We start from the raw sequence: 20,621 nt of genomic DNA on the forward strand, positions 1-20,621 counted from the left end.
CGAGGGCACCGAACCACGCGCTTGGCGCGGAAACACGGGCGCGACGGGTCACTCGCGCCGTGCGCAGCGCGCTCGGACGCGCGATGGCTCGCCGGTCTACGGGGCTTTCGAGCAGACGATCGTCCTCGTCCTCACCGGCCTTATCGCCATCGTGGTCCTCGCGGCCGTCTGGAGCCTGCTCACCGCGGTCGTCGCGGACCTCGTCCTGACGGGCTCGTTCACCCGACCGACCACCGGGTATTCCAGGCCGCTGTCGGCGCGATCCTCACCGTGATCATCGCGCTCGAGTTCAAGCGCTCGATCCTGGTCGTCGGCGAGCGCCAGTTCGGGATCGTCCAGGCGCGCGCCGTCATCCTCGTCGGGCTCCTCGCCATCGTGCGCAAGATCATCGTGCTCGACCTCGGCACGATCGATCCCGGAAAGCTGCTCGCCCTCGCCGCCGCGAGCCTGGCGCTCGGCGTCGTGTACTGGCTGGTTCGCGATCAGGATCGCAAGGATCGCGGACCGGCGTGATGCGCGGGGCTGCGCCGGGCGTGCCCTCTTCGAAGGAGCGGTTCGCAGGCTCCGGCGTTGTTCGTAGCCGAGCCCGTCGGTCCGCGAGCGCGGGATCGAGCAGGGAGCAGGTGCACCGGGAGGGAGACGCGCTCATGGTCGAAGGCGCCCAGCACTACGGCGGGCTTCTCCTGTTCATGGCCCTCGTCACCCTGCTCGCGATCCCGATTCGAGCTGGCTTCGGAAAGCTGCGGCTTCCCGCGGCAATCGGGTTCACGATGCTCGGCATCGTCTTGTCCATAGCAAATGCCCGCCTCGACGTTTTGAGCGATCCGGTGGGGGAGTACATCGAGTTCCTTGCCAGCCTCGGCATAGTGGCCTTGCTTTTCCGTGTCGGTCTGGAGAGCGACCTCGACCTACTCCGAAGGCAGCTCAGGAAGGCCGCGCTGGTCTGGGCGCCGAACATGATCGTGCCCGCGGCGCTCGCATTCGCATTGATCTACTTCTGGCCGGGTCTCGGCCTGATCCCAGCCCTGTTCGTGGGAGCTGCGGCAAGCGCGACCAGCATCGGCGTCGCCGTCAGCGCCTGGAAGGACGCCGGCATACTGAATACGCCGGAAGGCGCGCTCCTGCTCGATGTGGCGGAGCTGGACGATCTCTCGGCCGTCGTTCTGCTGAGCGTTCTTCTTGCGACGGCGCCGCTGATCGCCGACGCGAACGCCGATGGGGCGGTCCGAGCGGCAGGCGTTACGGCATTCGCTCAGGTCGCGATGATCGCGGCTTTCAGCGCGGCGTGCTACGCCTTCGCCCGTTTTATCGAGGGAAAGCTCTCAGCTGCCTTTGCGAGCCTCGATCCGAAACTCGGACCGTTCCTGTTCGCGGCTGGGGCGGTCTTCGCGATCGCGGCGCTCGCCGATCTGCTTGGGTTCTCGATGGCGGTCGGAGCGCTGTTCGCGGGTCTGGCGTTCAGCCGCGATCCGCTGGAGCGGGGCGTCGCCCAGCCATTCGAGTTGCTGTTGGCGATCTTCGGTCCTTTCTTTTTCGTCTCTATCGGGCTGTCGGTTCAGGCCGAAGCGATCCTGCCGTCGATCTTCCTGGGCACGATGCTGTTCCTGGTCGCAACCGTGGGCAAGGTTCTTGGTGCAGGAGTCCCGGCCGCCTTGGCCGCGGATGCACGAACCGGGCTCCTGATGGGGGCGAGCATGGTTCCGCGAGCAGAAATCTACTTCGTCATCATGCTACACGGGCTCTCGCTCGGCCATTGGGCCGTCCCGCCTTTCCTCTACTCGGCGGCCGTTCTCGCGTCGATTGCGACTTGCCTGGTCGGGCCGCTACTTGTCGCCCGTGCAATCGATGCGCGAGCGCGCGAGGGTCGGGGCGCACCGTGAGCCCGATCGGTAAATCAGATCAGTTGTCTCCAGGAACCGACAGCGGTTGGCGAGGGTTTCACGTGTTCAGTTGACGCGCGGCATAGTTTTTCGCCCTCCCCCTTCGTCGCCGGCCAAGACGTCTCATTTGCGGAGCCGCATCACGGAAAACCCACGCCTCCGAGCCGCATGCGAGACCGCCCGACCAGATCCGAACGCCTCGAAAAGCGAGCCGTCCTACGCGCCGCTCCCCTGTTCGGGGGGCTGGCCCTGCTCGGCGCCGGCAGCAGCCTCGTGGCCTCTCTCGTCGCCCTGCAGATGACGTTGCGAGACTTCCCGGAGTGGACGCTCGGCCTCGTGACGGCAGGATTCGCGCTGGGCGGCATCGCCGGCGCGAACTTCGCTCCGCGGGTCGTGGCGCGGGTCGGGCATGTTCGATCCTTCGCGGCTCTGTCCGCGCTTCTCGCGAGCGTCATTCTTCTGCACGCCCTCGTAACCGGGCCAGCCGCCTGGGGCCTGCTGCGGATCGCGACCGGAATCCTGTACTACGGCGTCGTCCTAGTCGCGGAGAGCTGGCTCAACGGGATCGCGACCGATCGCAGCCGCGGGCGCCTGCTCGCGGCCTACATGATCGTGTTCTTCGGATCCGCAGGGCTGGGACAGCTCGCACTCAACCTCGGCAGCGCACGGGCCGACGACCTGTTCGTCGTCGCCGGCATGGTGCTCGCGCTCGCGGTTGTGCCGATGACGCTGTTCCGCATCCGTAGGGAACCGCTCGATGCCGTCGAGGCGCTGTCGCCGAGAGGGCTCGTGCGGGAGCGGCCGAAGCCGGTTTTCGGCGCCTTCGTAGCCGGCGTCGTCGCCGGCACATTCTACGCTCTCGGCGCCGCCTTCGCTTCGCGGATCGGGCTGGGGATGCGCGGGACCTCGCTCTTCATGTTCTCGGCTCTAGCCGGCGCCCTCGCGCTGCAATGGCCGATCGGATGGCTCTCGGACCATCTGCCGAGAAAGCTGGTCCTGAGCGCGGCGGCGGCGGGCACGTCCGCCGCGGCGTTCGCGATTGCGGAGACGCCGCGCGAACCCTGGCTCTACGCGGCCGCCTTCGCATTCGGGGGGCTCGCATTCAGCCTTTATCCGCTTTGCCTGTCCCTCGCGGGCGATCGGCTGCCCGCCTCCCGATCCGTCGGCCTGAGCCGAAGCTTCCTGACCGTGTTCGCGGCGGGATCGGCGGCGGGGCCGCTGTTCACGAGCGTCCTGCTCGAGCCGTTCGGGACGCGCGTGATCTTCGCCTGGCCCGGCACGGCGGCGGCCGTCCTCGCGCTCGTCGCCCTGTTCGCCCGTCGCGCCCTCCCGTTCCTGAAGCAGGGCTTCGTGTCCGTGCCCCTCGGCTCGCTGAACGCGTCCTCGATGGACCCGCGGCAGCCGCCTCGAGGGCGCAATCGCCCGGCGACCCACGAGCGGGCGGACGTCACGCCGGGCGGCGATGAGCGGCCCGGTTGCGGCGTCCGCACCTGAGCCGGGCCGTCTGCGCCCTTGGGAAGGTCTTGCGCCGTCAGAGGAAGTTCTCGTCGGTGTCGAGAATGGCGCCCGAGAGCGGATCCACCTCGATCTCGACCTCGTCGCCGCCCGGGGATGTCGCTTCGACCTCGTAGGTCCGGAACTCGACGTCGAAGTCGCGGATGTTGGTGTACCCGAGCTCCCGCACGCGCGTCACGATCTCGTCCGGCGTCTTGGGAGCGACGGGAAGGATGATGGAGCTGCGCTCGATCATCATGTCCGCGGCGCGTCCCGCCTCGGCCATGGCCTGCTCGTCGGCGGCCTGGTCCTGGGCGAGAGCCGGCGCGCAGGCGACCGCAACGGCAGCGGTGCAGGACAGGATGGAACGCTTCATCGTCCTCTCCTCCTCTGCAGACTGGTTGGGACGTGCGAAAAGCGTGATCGCCGGCGCGCCGGTTCCGGGCGGCGATCACGCGGATCCCGGCCGCGCCCGGCGACGCCAGACGAGCTTCTCGGCCTCCACGACGAGGAACAGCAGCACCGTGATCCCGGCGATCAGGCCCCAGGTCGAGGCGGAGAGAGCCGTGCTCTGGAACAGGAGCTGGACCGGCGGCGCGTAGGTCCAGGCGAGCTGGGCTGCGATCACGATCGCCAGCGCGATCAGCGCCGGTCGGCTCCCGACGAGTCCGCGCCGGGAGATCGACCGCTCGACGAGGAAGCGAGTGTTGAAGAGGTAGGCCGCCTCGCCGCAGACGAGCATGTTGACGGCCGCCGTCCGCGCCAGCTCGACGCTGCCGCCCATGTCCCGCACCAGGAGATATACGCCGAAGACGGCGGTCACGAGGAGCGCGGACACGAACAGGATGCGCCAGATCAGGAAGGGGCTGAGGATCGGCTCGTCCGGATCGCGCGGCGGACGCGCCATGACGTCGCTTTCCGCCGGCTCGAAGGCGAGGGAAAGCCCGAGCGTGACCGCGGTCACCATGTTCACCCACAGGATCTGCACCGGCGTGATCGGAAGCGAGACGCCGACGATGACGGCGCCGAGGATCGAGAGCGCTTCGCCGCCGTTCGTCGGCAGAAGGAAGGTGATCGCCTTGCGGATGTTGTCGTAGACTGTACGGCCCTCCTCGACGGCGGCGGCGATGGTGGCGAAATTGTCGTCCGCCAGCACCATCTCGGCGGCGTCCTTGGCGGCCTCCGTTCCCTGCCGCCCCATGGCGACGCCAACGTCGGCCTGCTTCAGGGCCGGGGCGTCGTTCACGCCGTCGCCCGTCATCGCGCAGACGGCGCCGGCCTCCTGCACGGCGCGCACCAGCATGAGCTTGCTCTCGGGGGACGCGCGGGCGAAGACGTCGGTATCCTCGACGGCCGCGCGCAGGTCGCCGCTCGACGCCTCCTCGACCTCCGCGCCCGTCATCGCGAGGTCGGTTCGCGCGAGCCCAAGCTGCGCCGCCACGGCGCGCGCCGTCAGTGCATGATCGCCCGTGACCATCTTCACCCGGATGCCCGCGGCGAGGCACTTGCGCACCGCGTCGGTCGCGCTCTCGCGGGGCGGGTCGATCATGCCAACGAGGCCGAGAAGGGCGAGGCCGCCCTCGACCGTCTCCTCCGAGAGGCGGTCGACGCCTTCCCCGGAGCGCCGCGCCACGGCGAGGACGCGCATGCCGTCGGCCGAGAGCGCCTCGATGCGCCTCTCCCATTCGTCCCGGTCGAACGGCGTATCGCCGGCGGACGTCGCGACCCTGTCGCACAGGCTAAGGAGCACTTCCGGAGCCCCCTTCACATGCACGACACCCGCCTCCGCGCCGCTCTCCCGGTCGAGCGTCGCCATGTACTTGCGGTCGGAATCGAAGGGGATCTCGTCCACCCGCTCGACTGTTTCGCGAAGCTGGCGGGCGTCGATCCCGGCCTTCGCCGCCGCGACGATCAGGCTGCCCTCCGTCGGATCGCCGACGATGGACCAATGTCCCTCGTCGGCCTCCAGCGCCGCATCGTTGCAGAGCGCTCCCGCGACCAGGAAGTCGCGCAGGATCGCAGGCGCGTCCGCCTCGACGGATGCGAGTTCCCGGTCCGTGCCGGGCGACGAGGCGTCGTCCGCGGCGTCGCCGCTCGTCCAGCGGAAGCGACCCTCCGGCGCGAAGCCCGTGCCCGAGATCTCCGCCTCGCCGTCCGCCAGGACGACGCGCCGGGCGGTCATCTCGTTGCGTGTGAGCGTCCCGGTCTTGTCGGAGAAGACGATCGATACGGTGCCGAGCGTCTCCACGGCCGGGAGCCGGCGAATAATCGCGTTCCGCCGCGCCATGCGCTGAACCCCGACCGCGAGCGTGATCGTGACCAGGGCGGGCAGGCCCTGCGGGATCGCGGCGACCGCGAGGCCGACGGCGGCGAGGAACATCTCGCGGATGCTCGAGCCGTGGACAGTGATGCCGAAGAGTGCCATCGCCGCCGCGACGGCGACGATCACGGCGGCGAGGATTTTCGCGAACCGGTCGAGCTGGCGCGAAAGCGGCGTCTCGAGCTGCTCGACCTCGCGGAGCATCTCGGAGATCCGCCCGATCTCACTGTCGCGGCCGGTGGCGACGACGACGCCCTCGCCGGCGCCCTGCGCGACGAGCGTTCCGGCGAAAGCCATGCAGGTGCGGTCCGCGATCGCGGCCTGCGCCTCGACGGGGTCCGTGCTCTTGTCGACGGGCTCCGACTCGCCCGTGAGCGCGGCTTCCTGCGTGCGCAGGCGGCTCGCGCGGAGCAGGCGGATATCTGCCGGGACGCGGTCGCCGGCTTCGAGTGCCACGATGTCGCCCGGCACGAGCTCCTCGGCGCCCGCGACGGTCCTGGACCCGTCGCGGATCACCACCGTGCGCGGCGAGAGCATCCGCTTGATGCTGTCGAGCGCCTTCTCGGCCTTGCCTTCCTGGTAGAAGCCGATGCCGGCGTTGATGACGACCACGCCGAAGATGGCGCCCGCGTCGATCCACTGCTGGAGGAACAGCGTCACAGTCCCGGCGATCAGGAGCACGATGATCAGCACGTTCTCGAACTGGGCGAGCAGCCTGCGCCACCAGGGTCGGGTCTTCTCCTCGCGCAGGATGTTCGGGCCGTGCGCCTCGAGGCGGCGGCGCGCCTCGGCAGCGCTGAGGCCGCGCTGACCGGTCCGCAGCGCCGCGAGCGTCTCCTCGGGCGGCGACGCGTGCCAGGTCGGATGGTCGTGCGATGGGCTCGCCGGGCCGCCCCGGCGGGTCTTCTCGTCGAGATGAGCCATCGGATCTTCACCAGGATCGATATACTTCCGCGCCTCGGCCCTGCCGGCTCACGCGGGAGGACGCCCACCATGAGAACGGGGATCGGCGGCCGGAAGTGCGGGCTCGCCCTCTGAACCGCGATCGGCCGGCACGGTTCCGCGCGCGGCCGGCGCGGGACAGCTCGGCCGCACGCCGCTCGGGACCGCGTCGGCGTCGAACCCCATCAGCCGCGATGCCTGCACCGCGCTGTCGCCGAACGGGGACAGGACGAGGTCGGCTCCGGCCCGGCCCAGGCGCGCCGCGTCGTCTGCGTCGTGGCTGCGCACGGCGATCCTGCCCTCGAAGCCGGCCCGGCGCAGCGCGTCGATCGCCGCGAGCCGGCTGTCGGCCTGCCAGAAGCTCGGCGCGACCGGAGGGCGCGTCACGATGGCGACCCAGCGTGCGCCGGAGAGGGGCAGGGTCGAGATCAGCTCGGGGTCGAGCGCGTCGCCGAAGACGCCGGCGCGGCCCTCCGCGCGCCACCGGCGTAGCGCCTGCGGGTCGAAATCGACCCCGAAGATCCGCGCGCCGGAGGCGGCGAGCGCATCCGCGATCTCGCGCCCGTAGCGCCCGAGGCCGATGAGGATCACGTCGAAGGCGTCTTCCTCGCGGGTGCGGTCGACGCGCTCCCGGAACGGGTTGCGGCGCTCGGCCCAGAACAGCGCCGGCTCGACGATGCGGTAGAGCTGCTGCGAATAGGTGATCATGTAGGTCGACAGCGTGATCGTCACGAGACCGACGAGCGTCACGAGCGCGACGGCGTCCTCCGGGACGTGACCGAGGGAGGCGCCGAGCGCCACGAAGACGAGGGAGAACTCGCTGATCTGCGCCACGGTCAGCCCGGCGAAGAAGCCGGTGCGCCTGCGGTAGCCCATCGCGGCCATGATCGCGATCACGATCAGCGGGTTTCCGATCAGCACGAAGGCGGACAGCGCGAGCGCGGCCTCGATCTCGGGCCCGAGAGAGGAGAGGTCGAGCCCCGCGCCGAGATCGACGAAGAAGAACAGCAGGAGGAAGTCGCGCAGGCTGGCGAGGCGCGTCGAGACCGCCTCGCGGACCGATGTCGAGGCGAGCGTCGCGCCCGCCGCGAGGCCCCCGAGCTCCTTGCCGAGCCCGGCGGTGTCGAACAGCGCCGCGAGCGCCACCGCCCAGCCGATGGCGAAGACGACGAGCAACTCGGGCGTGCGCGCGATGCGCAGCATCAGCGGCTCGGCCGCATAGCGGGTGAAGACGGCGAGCGCGAGCGCCGCGCTGGCCCCGAGCGCGAGCGCCGCCGGCCACGCGATCGCCTCGGCGGCAGGCCGCAAGGCGAGGCCGAAGGCCGAGAGGGCTACGAAGCAGCCGATCACGAAGACGTCCTGGACGATGAGGAAGCCGATGGCGATGCGCCCATGCAGGCTGTCCACCTCGCGCTTGTCCGTGAGCAGCTTGACGATGATGATCGTGCTCGAGAACGTCAGCGCGACCGCGACGTAGAGGCTCGTCACCGGATCGAGGCCGAGCGCGAGGCAGAGGACGAAGCCGACGGCCGCCGTGAAGGCGATCTGCCCGAGCCCGGTGGCGAGGGCGACGGGCCCCAGCGAGCGGACCGCCTGCGGGTCGAGCATCAGCCCGACGAGGAAGAGCAGCACCGCAATCGCGATCTCCGCCAGGACATCGATGATCTTGCCGGACGAGACGAGCCCGAGAAGATCGGGCCCGGCGATCATGCCGGTGACGATGAAGGCGACGATCAGCGGCTGCCTCAACGCGGTCGTCGCCGCCCCGAGCGCCGCGGCCAGCGCCAGGATCGCGGCGATCTGGTAGAAGATCGAGCCGTCGGCCATGCGCGGGGCCTCACGCGCTGCTGCGGCTCTCCGGCTCGGGCGCGCGCAGCCCGAGCTCGGGCGCCTCCGTGGTGGGCGCTGCTCCCAGGGCGTGGATCGCGCGCCGCACCTCGTCGAGCCGCGATCCGTCTCCGGTGATCCCGCCGTCCTCGGCGAGACGCTCCAGCGCGAGCTCGTCCCAGGTCCAGCGCTCGAGAATCGCGCGCTTTGCGGTCTCGTCGAGCGCCGGATGGGCGATCACGCGCCACGGCGACGCGAAGGCCGCGGACGGCGCCGACAGGCCGCGCTCGACCTCCGGGAGGAGGGGCGGATCGCACAGTCCGTAGCGCGCCCGCAGCAGCGCGGTCCAGAGATGGGCCCAAGCCTCGAGGCCGGCCTCCGCGTCGCCGACAGCGGCGCCCGGGCAGCTCGAGCGTCCGGCCGCCTTCGCGGCGACCACCTCGTAGTCCAGGCCCGCCCGCCGTGCGTAGCCTTCCGCCTGCTCGAGCGTGTCGAAGGCGAGCTCGGTCGGGGCGCCGTTCCCCGTCGGCGGCGCAGGCTCGATGCGCAGCAGCCAGCCCCGCCTGCGATAGCGGCCGCGCTGCTTCGGTCTCCTCGTTCGCTCGACGATGAGTGCGCGCCGTTCGGCGGCGGTCGGGGAAGGGTCGTGCAGAAATGTGTCGTGGCCGATTGCGAAGAGCTTGGTCATCGCAGCCCTCCATGATGGCGCAGGAGCTGAAGGACCGATCCGGGGCGGCCCCAGCCGCCCCACCGCCTCGATTTGCGTCGTCGCGCCTCGCTTTTCAAGAATTCGCCAGCTCTCGGCGACCGGCCTCGAGCCCGACGCCTGTCTCGATATCGCTCCCCCTTGACACGGCGATCGACGCGACCATCTCGATGCTCGTAGGCGTCTGCGCCGGGAGCGCAGGTCGGCCGCGGTCGCCGCGACCGACTTGGTAGATCGCCGCGAATGCTTTCGAAAACTTGGCCCTGGCGAAGGCGCTGAATTCGGTGACACATCATCGAAGGAGGATGCCATGAAGGTTCGAGGTCTCATTCCCTGGGGTCGCGGGCAGGAGCGTTCTGCCCTGGCGACGATGCGCGACCGGGACGACCCGTTCGCGATGCTGCATCGAGAGATCGACCGTCTCTTCGAGAACGCGTTCGGCAGCCTCGATGGCGGCGTGCCGATGCGCTCCTTGGGCACGGCCTGGCCGGCGCTCGAGGTCAGCGAGACCGACGGCGGCCTGAAGGTCGTCGCCGAGCTGCCGGGGCTCGAGGAGAAGGACGTGGACGTCACCCTCGATGGCGACGTGCTCACCGTGCGAGGCGAGCGCCGCGAGACCGTCGAGGACAAGGATCGGCGCTTCAGCGAGCGCTGGTACGGCGCCTTCGAGCGGCGGATCCCGCTGCCGTACAAGGTGGACGAGGAGCGCGTCGAAGCCGCCTTCGACAACGGCCTGCTCTCGGTGACCCTGCCGCGCTCGGCCGAGGCCGAGGAGCACCGTCGCCGGATCCCGGTGAACGGATCGAAGCAGAAGGCGGCGTGATCCGGGAGATGCGATCCGACGGCCGGGCGGGACGCCGCCCGGCCCGTCCTGTCCAACCCGGTCGGAGGATGGGGTCATGATCGTGAGATGGACGAACGAGCGAACGGCGATGGACTGGGTCCTTGCCGCCCTGGGCCTAGGGCTCGCGGCCTCGCCCTGGCTCTACGATTTCGAAGAGGAGATCCTCGCCTTGGCGAGCGCGACGGCGCTGGGTCTCGGTGCGTGCGCCTCGCTGGCGCTGCCGCGCGCCGAGACGCGAACCTGGGTCGCCTTCGCGGCCGGAGGGCTCGCCGCCGCCGCGCCGTGGCTTCTGGGCTTCGCCGACGTCCGCAACGCGGCGGGCATGCACGTGGCGCTCGGCGTCGGGCTCGCGGCGCTCGCAGTCCTGCGTGCAGCGTTCGACGACGACGTGATCCGCGAGCGTCGCGCCCGCGCCGGCACAGAGGCGAAGCGGCACGAGGGCGCGGCGAGGACGCCGCCCGCGGCCCGCACGGAGCGTCGGCGGGACGCGCCGCGCCCCAGCCGGGCTGCGGGCAGGACCCTGCGTGCGGACGAAGCCGTGCACCGCCGCTCGGCCTAGCCGGGGGGTGGCGCGGAGCCCGGCTGTTGCCGGGTCCGGGCCCTGTGCGTGACCTTTCGGGAGAAGGGACGTGAAGACGAAGGAGCAGCTGAATTTCTGGTACGTCGTGCTCGCCATCCTCGCGGTCCTGGTCATCCAGGGCCTGGTCGAGCAGTGGCGCACGGTCGCCGCGATACCCTACAGCCGGTTCGTCGAGCTCGTCGAGGAGCGCAAGGTCGACGATCTCGTGATCGATGCCGACACCGTGAGCGGACGGCTGCTCGAGCCCGTCGACGGCCGGGATCGCTTCGTCACCGTGCGCGTCGATCCGGGCCTGACCGAGCGGCTCGACGAGGCGGGAATCGAGTATGCGGGACGTTACGAGAGCGGCCTCGTCTCGACGCTGCTGTCGTGGATCGTTCCCATCCTGCTCTTCGTCGGAATCTGGTTCTTCTTCTTTCGCCGCTTCGCCGAGCGCCAGGGCTTCGGCGGCCTGATGTCGATCGGCAAGAGCAAGGCGAAGGTCTACGTCGAGAAGGAGACCGGCGTCACCTTCTCGGAGGTGGCGGGCGTCGACGAGGCCAAGACCGAGCTGCTCGAGATCGTCGACTTCCTCAAGGACCCGAAGGGCTACGGCGTCCTGGGCGCCCGGGTGCCGAAGGGCGTCCTCCTGGTCGGCCCGCCTGGCACCGGCAAGACGCTGCTCGCGCGCGCTGTTGCCGGCGAGGCCGGCGTCCCGTTCTTCTCGATCAGCGGCTCGGAATTCGTGGAGATGTTCGTCGGTGTCGGCGCGGCGCGGGTGCGCGATCTCTTCGAGCAGGCGCGCAAGGCCGCGCCGGCGATCATCTTCGTCGACGAGCTCGACGCGCTCGGACGCGCGCGGGGAGCGGGCCCGCAGCCGGGCGGGCAGGACGAGCGCGAGCAGACGCTCAACCAGCTGCTCGCCGAGCTCGACGGCTTCGATCCCTCCGTCGGCATCGTCCTCCTCGCGGCGACGAACCGGCCCGAGATCCTTGACCCGGCGCTGCTGCGGGCCGGGCGCTTCGACCGGCAGGTGCTGGTCGACCGTCCGGACCGGACGGGACGCGTCGAGATCCTCTCGGTCCACCTCGCCAGGATCCAGGCGGCGGCGGACGTCGACGTCGAGAAGGTCGCCGCGATGACGCCGGGCTTCAGCGGCGCGGACCTCGCCAACCTGGTGAACGAGGCGGCGCTCCTCGCCACGCGCCGCCGCGCAGAGGCCGTGACGATGGGCGACTTCACCGAGGCCGTCGAGCGGATCGTGGCGGGCCTCGAGAAGCGCAACCGGCTGATCAACCCGCGCGAGCGGGAGGTGGTGGCGTACCACGAGATGGGCCACGCGCTCGCGGCCCGCCTCCTGCCGGGCGTCGATCCCGTCCACAAGGTCTCGATCATCCCGCGGGGCGTGGGCGCCCTCGGCTACACGATGCAGCGCCCCACCGAGGAGCGTTTCCTGATGACGCGCGCGGAGCTCGAGGACAAGATCGTCGTGCTGATGGCGGGCCGCGCCGCCGAGAAGCTCGTCTTCGGCGAGGTGTCGACCGGGGCGGCCGACGACCTCGTGCGCGCGACCGACATCGCCAAGGCGATCGTCGCCCGCTACGGCATGGACGCGCAGCTCGGGCAGGTGAGCCTCGATCCCGAGCGCCCGAACTTCCTCGGGCAGGCGGCGGACGCCGGCGCCGGCCGCCGGCGGTACAGCGAGCGCACGGCGGAGCGGCTCGACGACGCCGTGCGCGAGATCGTGGAGCGCTGCTTCGAGCGCGCCCTGCGGCTGATCGAGGACAACAGGCCCGCCCTCGAGCGCGGCGCCGCCGAGCTGCTGCGCCGGGAGACGCTCGCCGAGGAGGATCTCGCGCGGATCGTCGACCAGCGCAGCGCGCCGGTGGCGGCCTGAGGCGGGGCGGAGGCCATGGCGCCGACCCTCCGGCACAAGCTCCGCAATCTCGCGCACGCCGCGGTCCTCGTGGCCGCGATGGCGGCCATCACCTGGGCCGCGACGAGCGCGCTGTGGGGATCTGACGGCGGCGCCGCGGCCCTGCTCGTCCTCCTGGCAAGCCTCGCCTTCGCGCCGAGCGTGCCCAAGCGGCTCGTCCTGTCCGCGCACGGCGCGCGGCTCCTGACGAGCCGCGAGTTCCCGATGGGTGTCGCGGCGCTGCGCGAGCTCGCGGTGCGCGCCGAGCTGCCGGCCGTACCCCAGCTCTGGTACGTCCCGAGCCGGCTTCCGAACGCCTTCGCCCTCGGCTCGCCCCGGGACAGCGCAATCGTGGTGAGCGAGGGGCTGCTGCGCCTGCTCGACGCCCGCGAGCTCGCCGGCGTCTTAGCCCACGAAGTCAGCCACATCGCCAACCGGGATCTTTGGCTCATGGCGCTGGCCGACGTCATGGCGCGGCTCGTCGGCCTTTCTGTGGCGATCGGGCAGCTCATCGTCCTCTTCGGGCTGCCGCTTCTCATGATGGGCGTCGTGCTGGTGCCTTGGACGACGGTCCTCGTCCTGCTTCTGGCCCCGACGGTGATGAGCCTGCTGCAGCTCGCCCTCTCCCGCGCCCGCGAGTTCGACGCAGATCTCGGCGCCGCGGAGCTCACCGGAGACCCTGCAGGGCTGGCGCGGGCGCTGCTGAAGCTGGAGCGACGGGTCGGGCGCTGGTGGGAGGATATCCTGCTGCAGGGACGGCGCATTCCCGAGCCTTCGCTGCTCAGGACGCACCCGCCGACGGAAGAGCGAGTGGCGCGGCTGAAGGAGCTCGCGAGCGGCCGGTCGCGCGGATGGCATCCTCACCGCCGGCCGCCGGCGTTCGGCTCGGGCGGCTGGGCCTAGCGCTAACGCGCCGCGGCGCGGGCCTCGAGCCGTCGCCGGCTGGACGCGCCACGGGTCAAGACTTCTCGGGCGACATCCTGTTGCGAGCGCCGCATTTCGGGCAAACGATCACCGCGTCGGAGATCTTCAAGGGGGCGGTCGCGTAGTCGTAGTCGAAGACCAGCACCTCGCCGCAATTCCCGCAGGCATAGTCGTGTCCGGATCCTCCGCTTCTCACTCCGGCGAAGACGGTCGGATCGAGATCGTCGGCCCGCTCCGTCTCGGGAACGTCGCTCGGCAGGAGATCCATGCGTATGGTCGCCATGATCATCTTGGCAGATGTTCGCTCGTCTCGGATTGTCTTATCTCGTGCGAGATCTTGAGAAGAACACGCTCGGCGTGGCCAGGTTCGCCGCGAAGGTCGAATTGGAACGATGCGTCGCGCAGCCGATCTTCGCGCGCAGACGTACCGGGAGGGAGCGAAAGTTCCGCTCTCTCTCCGCTGCGCCTCAGCGGGCCCGAGCCGGCGTCGCCTCTCCGGCAGGCCGCTCGCGCGGCGTCTCCAGCACGACGGAAAGCACGAGGCCGCCCAGCCCGGCGAGCAGGAGCACCGCACGGCCCGCATGGGCGTATTCCCATTGAGCTCGCCAGGCCTCCCAGTTCTCGGGAAGGCTCGCGACGGTCCAGCCGGACATCTCGGCGTTGACAGGAAACACGAAGGCCCACCATGCCACGAAGGCGGCGACGAGGAAGGCGGCTCCGGCGGCGCTCGTGATGAACGTCGCCCCGCTGCGGTTCCTGACCATTAGCGCCAGGGCCACCGCCGCTATCCAGGCCCCGGTCTCGATCGCGGCGCCGACCGTGCCGAACAGCGCGAACACTTCCCCAACGACGGTCGTGCCGACCCACAGCTCGGCGTCCCAGCCGAACCTGGCCGGCATCTCGAGCAGGTGGCAGAACGCCATGCCCATGCTGAGGGAGGCGAGAAGGATCGTCGCCATCCGCCAAGCTCTCACCATCATCGGCTCCTCCAATGCTGACGTGGTCTCCGCCTGTGCTGCTCGCCGCAGGCCCGGTGTCGGGCCGATCGGGTCGCGGCCGCTCAGCCGGCCTCGACGATGGTCGGCCGGCACGTCGGCCGAGATGTCGGGCGAGCGAGCAGATGAGTGAATGCGCTCTGGCGCGCGTCAAGACGTGGGAAGCAAGAGGCGCGTTGTAAAGGATTGGGCAGGCCTCGGCCTCAGCGATGCTCCGACGGACGGCTTCGACCCGGACCGGACGAGCGAGAACCTCGCGGCCGCGCTGGCGGCGCACGGAGAGCAGGGTCCCTACGTCCTCTTTGGTAATTCCCTGGGCGAGCTCCTGGTGCGCGATTTCGCGAGCCGGCGTCCTGAGGAGGTCGGTGGCCACGTGCTCGTCGACCCGTCCCACGAAGACGGTCTCTCGCTTTTCCAGCCCGAGATGGTCGATCAGTTTCGTTCCTTCCCGGCCAGCTGCGGGTGCCCGCCGACGTCTCGCGTCTTCGCCTGCTGCAGCTTAAAAATCCGCTGGAGGCCGGCGCCGAGGGGCTCGGGCACGGCGCGCTCCGGGCCGCGTCCCTGTTCGCAGGCGACCATGTCCATCTCGCCGCGTCGCCGTCCGAGCTCGACGCCTGGGATGCCATCGCCCGGAGGCCGCGCGAGGCGGCCCTTCCCGCGGACATCCCGCTGCTCGGCGTCACCGCGGGCGCGCCCGTCGCTAGATCTTCGGACTTCTCCGACGTCATCGAAGAGCCTCACGCCGAGATCGCAGCGCGCTCCTCCCGCGGGCGGCACGGGGTGATGGCCGAGGCGCACAATTTCTCGATTGTCATGGACGAGCGGCACGCGGGAGATCTTGCGGGCTGGATCGAGCGCTTCACCGCCGGCGCCGTCTCCAGGGCCGTCATCGGCGGCTGAAGAGCGTCGTGCCCTGGGGGCGCGCGATCGAGCAGCTCGTTTCTCCTGCGCCGTGCCAAGCGACTCGACGAGAGAGCCACGCCACCCCGGAGGGGCATGAATGCGAGCCCGAGCAAGCGCGCCTCGGTGATGACGTTTCGCGGCCGCGGCCTGCTGGATCAATCCAAGGGCGGATGCAGGCGCTCGGGCGTTCGTCTTCGACGCGCCGCGTGACTTCAGCGAGAAAAGATCATGCGGCCCTTCGTCGAGGCGCCGCGCGGCCATCAGGGCGCTGAGGTTCGGACCCGCCTCGACCGTAGCAAGGGAACGCCAGCACCACCTATGCGGCCGCCGTCAGGCGGCGCGCTCCAGCACGATCGCCCACGTTTGAACGCCCGTGCGGCCGTCGCAGTTCAGCGTGTTCCTCGCGGCCGAGGCTGCGGAGCGCAGCTCGATCCGAGCCGTGCAGGACTAGGCGCTCCAGAACCTCGCGGCCAATTTCTTGATCCTGGCCCTGGCCGACCGTGCGGCGGTGCGTCCGCTTCCTCGTTCACAAAGGCCTGCATCTGTGGGAGCTCACCTGCGCGCTATCCGTGCTTCGCCATGCCGAGGCTGCGAGGCCCGGAAGCTACCGATGGGACGTCGTCGGGCTGCGTGCGGGCGAGGTCTCGACCCAAGCGCCTCGCCGCCCTAATCCGCGCGTGAGATCCTCCCGGCAGGCGTCTCGTGGTCGCAGTACGACAGCCAACCCCATCGCTGCCCTCCCCCAGTCGCCTCGCCCGCGAATCGGAGCCCATCGCAGCGCAAAGCTCATCGCGGGAGAGGCGCAGGGTGCAAGGCCGCGGGAGTTAGCGTTTTCCCCCAGCGTTTCCCCCGGCCGCAAAACGCAAACGGGCGGCCCGATGGGCCGCCCGCGAACCATATGCCATTGCTGGCGGAATTTGGTGGGCGCACTAGGGCTCGAACCTAGGACCCGCTGATTAAGAGTCAGCTGCTCTACCAACTGAGCTATGCGCCCGGTCCAGTCGGGGGCGGTTCAGGCCCGCCCCGTCGTGAGGGCGCTTCGATATCCGAAGCCGGACGGCGTGTCCAGCCCTCACGACGGAAAATTCGCGACGAACTTCGCGGACGGAAGGCCCGGCCGCGGATCGCCCCGGCGGCGCCCTCAGGCGTGCGCCTTCTCGCGGTGGTAGGCGCCGCTGCCGCGCGTCAGGACGCGGTCGTCCGGCAGCACGTCGCCGGGGTCGAGGTCGCTCTCGCGGTCGAGCGCGCGCCACAGAGGGGTGAGCTGCGCGATGTCGAGGCGCGGCCAGGCGTCCGGCCCGTCGAGCACGAAGTAGGTCTCCTGGTAGTCGTCGATGCGATAGCGCGTGCGCATCACCCGGCCGAGGTCGAAGGCGATGCGGTTGGGCGAGGCGCTCTCGACGGCGAACACGGTCTCGCCGGGCGACGAGGCGATGCCCGCACCGACGATGCGCAGGCCCTGCGGCGTCTGCGCGAGGCCGAACTCGACAGTGTACCAGTAGAGCCGCGCCAGCCGGTGCAGCGTGCCGTGCCGGGCCGCCTCGAGCCCGGCCTTGCCGTACTCCTCCAGATAGTCGGCATAGACCTGCTGCATGATCAGCGGCACGTGGCCGAACACGTCGTGGAAGACGTCGGGCTCCTCGATGTAGTCGATCTGCTCGGGCTTGCGGATCCACCAGCCGGCGGGAAACTTGCGGTCGGCGAGCAGCTTGAAGAACACGACGTCGGGCACGAGCCCGGGCACCGCCACGACCTCCCAGCCGGTCGTCGCCTTCAGGCGCTCGTTCATGACCCGGAAGTCCGGGATGCCGTCGTCGGAGATGCCGAGCCGGTCGAGCCCCTCCAGGAAGCCGTCGACCACGCGGCCCTCCAGGAGCGCCCGCTGGCGCGTGGCGAGCCGGGCCCAGGTGGCGTGGTCCTCCGCCGTGTAGGACGAGAAGCCCTGGTCCTGCAGGAAGTCGCGCGGGTCGTCGCTCGTGGCGTTGGGGTTCATGGAATCCTCCCTCGTCGTTCGGAGGTACAAGTCGTGAGTCGCGCTTCGATTTCCATACCGCGTGCGACGCCGCCAGCGAAACGGGCGCGTCCCGATGGAACGCGCCCGCGCCGCCGCCTTCGTCGGATTGGATGCGTTAGCGCGCCTGCGCCTCGATCGTCACGAGCGGCAGGAGCGAGAGCGGGTCGTCCGTCTGCATCGCCGCAGCGAGCGGGATGCCGGCGGGATCGACGGCGCTCACGGAGACGTCGAGCTCGCCCGGTGCCTCGAGGAAGGTCGCCAGCGCCTCGCCCAGCGCGAGCGCCTCGGGCGTCCCGCCCAGCGCCGCCGGCACCATGGTGCGCGCCAGCATGACGCCCTGCCCGCGCAGGTCGTCGGCGGTGGCGCCCATGCGCCCGGCCTGCATCTCGAGCAGCCGCTCGGTGAGGCCCGCATCGGCAATGGAGACGCTGACCTTGCGGGCGGTGGCGGCGGCCGCGGCCATCATGGCCGCCATCTGGTCGCCCGAGAACACGCCGGGCCCGATGTTGCCGAACTCGGCCGCGAGACCGAACCGGCCCATCTCGACGCCCGTCAGCACGGCCTCCTCGATCGCGAGCGTCTGCTCCTGCGGGTTCCAGCGCGCGGCGAAGGCGCCGGAGAGATCGACCTCATCGTAGCCGAGCGCCCGCAGCTGCGCCGCGCGGCCCTGCCCGGAGCCCTCCGGCAGGGCGAAGGCGAGGTTGTCGAAGCTTGCGCGAATGCTCGTCGGCGTGCCCTCGACGAGATCGTCCGCCGTCATCGCGAAGGCGGCGAGCGTCAGGTCGACCGCCTCCGTGCGGCCCGGCGGCACGATCGAGCCGGCGAGCTCCTCGAGCCGCAGCGTACCGACCGTCGGCGCGAGCGCGCGGGCGCCGCTCGCGTCGAGCGCGACCTCGCCCTCGGCGATGCGGCGCATCCCCGCGATCATCGGCTCGAAGGAGAAGCCCTCGGAGACGACCGCCGCGATCGTCAGCCGAACCTGCTCCGAGTCGACGCGGATGGTCTCGGCGCGCGCCGGCCCGTCGCCGCCGAAGACGATCCGCTCGACGGCGAAGACCGGCTCGTCGCCGGCCTCGGCGACGGTGACGGCGACGTCCTCGACCACCACCTGCCCGAAGCGCACCGAGCCGAGCATGTCGGCCATCATGCCGAGCATGCGGCGCGTGTCCTCCTCGCCGGGCTCCTCGTCGGCCTCTGCCATCGCCTCGATCTCGGGCATCATCTGCGTGAAGGGCTCGCGCATCAGGCGCCCCTCGATGGTCTCGCCCGCCATGCGACCGACGGAGACGGCGGTCGGCGCGTCGCTGTCGCCGAAGCGCATGTCGGCGACCGAGAAGGACCGATAGATCGGCCGGAAGGGGTTCTCGCCGTCTTCCGGCGCGGCGTCGGTGTACCAGCGCACGGTGAAGGGCAGGTCGAAGCCCTCGACCACGGTCTCGCCGATCTCGCCCTCGAACGGCCGTCCGTCCGGCCCCTTGGCCGCGATCCGCGCGGAGCCGGCGACGAAGCGGGCGATCACGCCCTCGCTCACGTCCTCGGCGACGAGGTCGCGGTAGGTGATCGTCGTCTGCGCCTCCTCGACCTCCTGCTCGATGATCAGCTCGGGCATCGTGATCCGCTCGGCCGAGATCCCGGCGAGCGCCTCGTGCCAGGGCGCGTCGGTCTTGCCCTGGATCGCGTCGAGGAGCGCCTCGCGCGAGAGGCTCGAGCCTTCGATCGTGACGCTCGGCAGGCGGTAGACGCTCGGGCCGGCGTCGATCGTTACGTTCTCGAGCGTCACCGCGCTCTGCGCGTAGGCGGCGGCGAAGAGCCCGTGCTCCAGCCGCACGGCCTCGACGGAAACCGGGCCCTCCCCCGCCGGGAGCGCGATGCGGACGGGAGAGACGCCGATGTCGCCGAGCGCGAGAACCGTGGCGGCGACGCCGGCCATCAGCGCGAGGCGCCGCGCGCGAAAGCGCTTATCTCGTGTCATGTGAGGTCCTCTTCCTGGCCGCGCCTCCCCGCGGCGCGGCGCGATCATAGCCACGAGCCGACGATTTGACAGAGCGGATGGGCGAAAAATCGGCGCCGGCGCGGCCGCTCAGTCGGTGAAGACCACCGTCTTGCCGCCGTTGAGGACGACGCGATCCTGGATATGCAACCGCACGGCGCGCGCGAGCACGCGGCGCTCGATGTCCCGGCCCTTCCGCACGAGGTCGTCGGGCGTGTCGCGGTGGGAGATGCGCTCGACGTCCTGCTCGATGATCGGCCCCTCGTCGAGCTCGGACGTCACGTAGTGCGCCGTCGCGCCGATCAGCTTCACGCCCCGCGCGTGGGCCTGGTGGTAGGGCTTGGCGCCCTTGAAGCCGGGCAGGAACGAATGGTGGATGTTGATGCAGCGGCCCGAGAGCTTCGCCGACAGCCCGTCCGAGAGCACCTGCATGTAGCGCGCGAGCACGACGAGATCGGGCGAGACCTCCTGGACGAGCCGCCACAGCGCGCTCTCCTGCTCGAGCTTGGTGTCCTTGGTCACCGGCAGGTGGTGGAAGGGCACGCCGCCGAAGTCGAGATGGTCGAAGGTCTCGCGCGCATGGTTCGAGACGACGGCCGCGAGGTCCATCGCGAGCTCGCCGGTGCGCCAGCGGTAGAGCAGGTCGGCGAGGCAATGGTCGAACCGCGAGGCGAGGATCATCACCCGCCGGCGCGCGTCCGTGCCGCGCATCGACCAGGCCATGCCGAAACGTGCCGCCAGCGGCGCGAAGCTCTCGCGCAGCGCCTCCACCGCCGGCGCGCCGTCGAGCCGGTTGAGGACGACGCGCATGAAGAAGTTGCCGGTCTGCGTGTCGTCGTATTGCTGCGCATCGAGGATGTTGCAGGCGTTCTCGAAGAGATGGGCCGAGACCGCGGCGACGATGCCGGGCCGGTTGCGGCAGGACAGGGTCAGGACGATGGCGGGCTCGGCGGGCATGGGATCTCGCATCGGGCTATCGGGCATGCGGACGGCATCGCGGCTCCGCGCCGTCCCGCTCTAGGCTCAGGACCCATTAATCGGCTTGAGATCGCATTGGTCGCATGATTCAAATCCCCAAACTTTCAGGGGGTATCATGAGCAATCTATTTTGGCTGACCGACGAACAGATGGCGCGGCTGCGACCGTTCTTTCCGAAGAGCCATGGCAAGCCGAGGGTTGATGATCGGCGGGTGTTGAGTGGGATAATCTTCATCAATCGCAATGGCTTACGGTGGTGCGATGCGCCGAAGGAGTACGGCCCACCGAAGACGCTCTATAATCGCTGGAAACGCTGGAGCGAGAAGGGTG

Annotated in this window: 18 protein-coding genes and 1 tRNA gene; 9 read left to right on the plus strand and 10 right to left on the minus strand. The window is 70.3% G+C overall.

Going from position 1 to position 20,621, the window contains the following annotated elements; translation table 11 throughout:
* Positions 1–270 precede the first annotated feature (270 nt).
* The 3 genes from G407_RS32610 to G407_RS0118930 all read left to right on the plus strand — a co-directional run bounded on the left by G407_RS32610 (position 271) and on the right by G407_RS0118930 (position 3,374).
* Entirely contained in the window at positions 271–513 is a 243-nt protein-coding gene (locus tag G407_RS32610; RefSeq protein WP_245259129.1) for a phosphate-starvation-inducible PsiE family protein, read from the plus strand.
* Positions 514–647: 134 nt separating this feature from the next.
* Complete coding sequence (locus G407_RS0118925) at positions 648–1,880, plus strand: cation:proton antiporter (RefSeq protein WP_029032082.1); 1,233 nt, start codon at positions 648–650, stop codon at positions 1,878–1,880.
* Positions 1,881–2,048: 168 nt separating this feature from the next.
* Positions 2,049–3,374, plus strand: coding sequence for an MFS transporter (locus G407_RS0118930; protein WP_029032083.1), 1,326 nt, complete (start codon positions 2,049–2,051; stop codon positions 3,372–3,374).
* 37 nt (positions 3,375–3,411) lie between these two features.
* On the opposite strand, the gene G407_RS0118935 is transcribed toward G407_RS0118930, so the two are convergent.
* The 4 genes from G407_RS0118935 to G407_RS0118950 all read right to left on the minus strand — a co-directional run bounded on the left by G407_RS0118935 (position 3,412) and on the right by G407_RS0118950 (position 9,151).
* On the minus strand, positions 3,412–3,750 hold the full coding sequence (locus G407_RS0118935) for a PepSY domain-containing protein (RefSeq protein ID WP_029032084.1): 339 nt from the start codon (positions 3,748–3,750) through the stop codon (positions 3,412–3,414).
* A 75-nt stretch (positions 3,751–3,825) separates the two neighbouring features.
* Positions 3,826–6,618, minus strand: a complete 2,793-nt coding sequence (locus G407_RS28715) for a cation-translocating P-type ATPase (RefSeq protein ID WP_052341579.1) — start codon at positions 6,616–6,618, stop codon at positions 3,826–3,828.
* Positions 6,619–6,666: 48 nt separating this feature from the next.
* Entirely contained in the window at positions 6,667–8,463 is a 1,797-nt protein-coding gene (locus G407_RS28720; RefSeq protein WP_084327642.1) for a cation:proton antiporter, read from the minus strand.
* 10 nt (positions 8,464–8,473) lie between these two features.
* Positions 8,474–9,151 carry an ETC complex I subunit gene (locus G407_RS0118950; protein WP_029032085.1) on the minus strand — a complete coding sequence of 226 codons (678 nt, stop codon included), beginning with the start codon at positions 9,149–9,151 and terminating at the stop codon, positions 8,474–8,476.
* 328 nt (positions 9,152–9,479) lie between these two features.
* Between G407_RS0118950 and G407_RS0118955 the strand changes: the two genes are divergently transcribed.
* From G407_RS0118955 to G407_RS28730, 4 genes are all read left to right on the plus strand, one after another.
* Positions 9,480–9,992, plus strand: a complete 513-nt coding sequence (locus G407_RS0118955; RefSeq protein ID WP_029032086.1) for an Hsp20/alpha crystallin family protein — start codon at positions 9,480–9,482, stop codon at positions 9,990–9,992.
* A gap of 76 nt (positions 9,993–10,068) precedes the next feature.
* A complete protein-coding gene (locus G407_RS30710) occupies positions 10,069–10,572 on the plus strand; it encodes an SPW repeat domain-containing protein (protein WP_052341581.1) in 504 nt (167 codons plus the stop codon).
* Positions 10,573–10,642: 70 nt separating this feature from the next.
* Positions 10,643–12,469, plus strand: coding sequence for an ATP-dependent zinc metalloprotease FtsH (gene ftsH / locus G407_RS0118965; RefSeq protein ID WP_029032087.1), 1,827 nt, complete (start codon positions 10,643–10,645; stop codon positions 12,467–12,469).
* Between the two features lie 15 nt (positions 12,470–12,484).
* A complete protein-coding gene (locus G407_RS28730) occupies positions 12,485–13,390 on the plus strand; it encodes a zinc metalloprotease HtpX (protein WP_052341583.1) in 906 nt (301 codons plus the stop codon).
* Between the two features lie 55 nt (positions 13,391–13,445).
* On the opposite strand, the gene G407_RS0118975 is transcribed toward G407_RS28730, so the two are convergent.
* On the minus strand, positions 13,446–13,700 hold the full coding sequence (locus tag G407_RS0118975; protein WP_029032088.1) for a hypothetical protein: 255 nt from the start codon (positions 13,698–13,700) through the stop codon (positions 13,446–13,448).
* A 178-nt stretch (positions 13,701–13,878) separates the two neighbouring features.
* Complete coding sequence (locus G407_RS0118980) at positions 13,879–14,370, minus strand: hypothetical protein (protein ID WP_156917642.1); 492 nt, start codon at positions 14,368–14,370, stop codon at positions 13,879–13,881.
* Between the two features lie 498 nt (positions 14,371–14,868).
* Between G407_RS0118980 and G407_RS0118985 the strand changes: the two genes are divergently transcribed.
* The gene (locus G407_RS0118985) at positions 14,869–15,306 is read left to right on the plus strand and encodes a hypothetical protein (protein ID WP_029032090.1); all 438 of its coding nucleotides are present in this window, start codon (positions 14,869–14,871) and stop codon (positions 15,304–15,306) included.
* 921 nt (positions 15,307–16,227) lie between these two features.
* Here the strand turns inward: G407_RS0118985 and G407_RS0118990 are convergent.
* The 4 genes from G407_RS0118990 to purU form a co-directional block, all read right to left on the minus strand.
* Positions 16,228–16,303: transfer RNA gene (locus G407_RS0118990), tRNA-Lys, on the minus strand.
* Positions 16,304–16,450: 147 nt separating this feature from the next.
* Positions 16,451–17,302 (minus strand): phenylalanine 4-monooxygenase, encoded by an 852-nt coding sequence (gene phhA / locus G407_RS0118995; protein ID WP_029032091.1) that lies wholly within the window; start codon positions 17,300–17,302, stop codon positions 16,451–16,453.
* Positions 17,303–17,438: 136 nt separating this feature from the next.
* Positions 17,439–19,295 (minus strand): hypothetical protein, encoded by a 1,857-nt coding sequence (locus G407_RS0119000; protein ID WP_156917643.1) that lies wholly within the window; start codon positions 19,293–19,295, stop codon positions 17,439–17,441.
* Positions 19,296–19,403: 108 nt separating this feature from the next.
* The gene (purU, locus tag G407_RS0119005) at positions 19,404–20,270 is read right to left on the minus strand and encodes a formyltetrahydrofolate deformylase (protein WP_029032093.1); all 867 of its coding nucleotides are present in this window, start codon (positions 20,268–20,270) and stop codon (positions 19,404–19,406) included.
* A gap of 137 nt (positions 20,271–20,407) precedes the next feature.
* Between purU and G407_RS31280 the strand changes: the two genes are divergently transcribed.
* The coding region (locus tag G407_RS31280) for a transposase (protein WP_156917645.1) at positions 20,408–20,621 on the plus strand (214 nt) is incomplete at its 3' end.

It is taken from the genome of Salinarimonas rosea DSM 21201 (genome assembly GCF_000429045.1).
Lineage (GTDB): Bacteria > Pseudomonadota > Alphaproteobacteria > Rhizobiales > Beijerinckiaceae > Salinarimonas > Salinarimonas rosea.